The sequence below is a fragment of the Polaromonas sp. P1_E1_2 genome, assembly GCF_056406035.1.
This window is the reverse complement of the sequence record NZ_JBFUAZ010000750.1, coordinates 1-1,745: the sequence shown is the minus strand read 5'-3', so window position 1 is coordinate 1,745 and position 1,745 is coordinate 1. Positions and strand designations below refer to the sequence as shown.

Annotated in this window: 2 protein-coding genes; one reads left to right on the top strand and one right to left on the bottom strand. The window is 60.6% G+C overall.

What is annotated here, in order from left to right; all coding sequences use genetic code 11:
- Positions 1–20 precede the first annotated feature (20 nt).
- Positions 21–968 carry a DMT family transporter gene (locus AC1D1P_RS22480; protein ID WP_477674515.1) on the top strand — a complete coding sequence of 316 codons (948 nt, stop codon included), beginning with the start codon at positions 21–23 and terminating at the stop codon, positions 966–968.
- Here the strand turns inward: AC1D1P_RS22480 and AC1D1P_RS22475 are convergent.
- Positions 913–1,743, bottom strand: a complete 831-nt coding sequence (locus AC1D1P_RS22475) for an ABC transporter permease (RefSeq protein ID WP_477674514.1) — start codon at positions 1,741–1,743, stop codon at positions 913–915. The genes AC1D1P_RS22480 and AC1D1P_RS22475 overlap by 56 nt on opposite strands.
- Between the last annotated feature and the right edge of the window lie 2 nt (positions 1,744–1,745).

Genomic DNA, 1,745 nt, shown 5'->3' with positions numbered 1-1,745 from the left:
CCACAGGAGCCTCCAGTTTAATGAACCGAATCGTGGCCTACGCCTGCCTGGCGCTCAGCATGTCGCTCGTTGGCAGCTACGTGGCGCTTTCCAAACCCCTCGTCATCGCCTTCCCCGTCTTTTTGCTGGCCTGGCTGCGCTTTGGCATCGGTGGCACCGCAATGCTGCATTGGCTGAAAAAACCGGCAGGCGAAGTCCCCATGAGCCGGCAAACCAGCCGACTGCTGTTCCTCGAATCCTTTCTGGGCAATTTCCTCTTTTCCATCTGCATGCTGTTCGGCGTGAGCATGACCAGCGCGGTTGCGGCCGGTGTGATCATGGCTTCCATTCCGGCAGCCGTTGCGCTGATGAGCTGGCTCTTCCTGCGGGAGCGCATCGGTGCGCGCGTATGGGGCGCTATAGCCTGCGCGGTGCTCGGCATTGGCCTTGTTTCGCTATCAAAAAATGAGCTGGTTGCGCCCGTCAGCATTGGTCCGGAGGCCGATTTGGCACACAGAAATGCCTGGCTGGGCAATTTGCTGCTGGTGGGCGCGGTTTTATGCGAGGCGGCCTACGCCGTCATCGGCAAGAAGCTGACCGGCGTACTCAGCCCCAAACGCATCACCGCACTGATCAACCTCTGGGGCTTTGCCCTCGTCACCCCTTTCGGCCTCTGGATGGCTTGGGGATTTGACTTTGGCAAGGTGGCGCCCTCCGCGTGGCTGTTGCTGCTGTTTTATTCGCTCGCAGCCAGCGTATGGACGGTCTGGCTCTGGATGACCGGGCTCAGGACGATTCCGGCGAATCAGGCCGGCGTTTTCACCGTATTGCTGCCGGTCAGTGCCGCAGCGGTCGGCGTCATTGTTCTGGGAGAAAAGCTCAATGGCACCCAGATCGGCGCTTTTGCCATCGCGCTGACCGGCGTCGTGCTGGCTACTTTGCCCGGACGGGGTCCGGGAAAGCCTGTTCCGGTCGAGCCGCCGCACTGATTTCGCGGTCCAGCCGCTTTTGCCGGCGCATCACGGAAATGCTGTAGGCAATGATGCCCAACGACACCACCGTGATCAAAATCGTGGCCGCTGCGTAAATCGACGGGTTCACACCGCGGCGGGCGTAGCTGAAGATCACCTGCGGCAAGGTCGTCACGCCGGGCCCTGACAAGAATTCGGAGATCACCACGTCGTCAAACGACAGTGTGAAGGTGAGCAGCCAGGCCGACACCAGTGCCGGTGCAATGCTTGGCAAGGTCACCAGAAAAAACACCTGCACGGGCCGGCAGCCCAGGTCCATGGCGGCCTCTTCAAGGGTGCGGTCCATTTCACTGAGGCGTGACTGGATGACCACCGTGGCGTAGGCCATGCCGAGCAAGGTGTGCCCCGTCACGATGGTGATGAAACCCCGGTCCGGCCAGCCGATGGTGCGCTGCACCGCCACCATCAGCAGCAGCAAGGCCAGGCCGATGATGACCTCGGGCATGACCAGCGGCGCGTTGACCAACCCATAGAACAGCGTACGCCCGGTAAAGCGCAAATAGCGCACCAGTACAAAGGCAGCAAAGCTGCCGAGCACCACCGACAGCGTGCCGGTGATCAGCGCCACCTTGAGGGACAGAAAAAATCCTTCCACCAACCGCGAGTCCGACAGCAGCGCCTCATACCAGCGCGTTGAAAAGCCGGTGAAAACACCGTCTTGCCGGGTGCTGTTGAATGAAAAGACGATGAGGAAAATCAGCGGGATATAGAGGAAAAGGTACACCAGCCCCATCC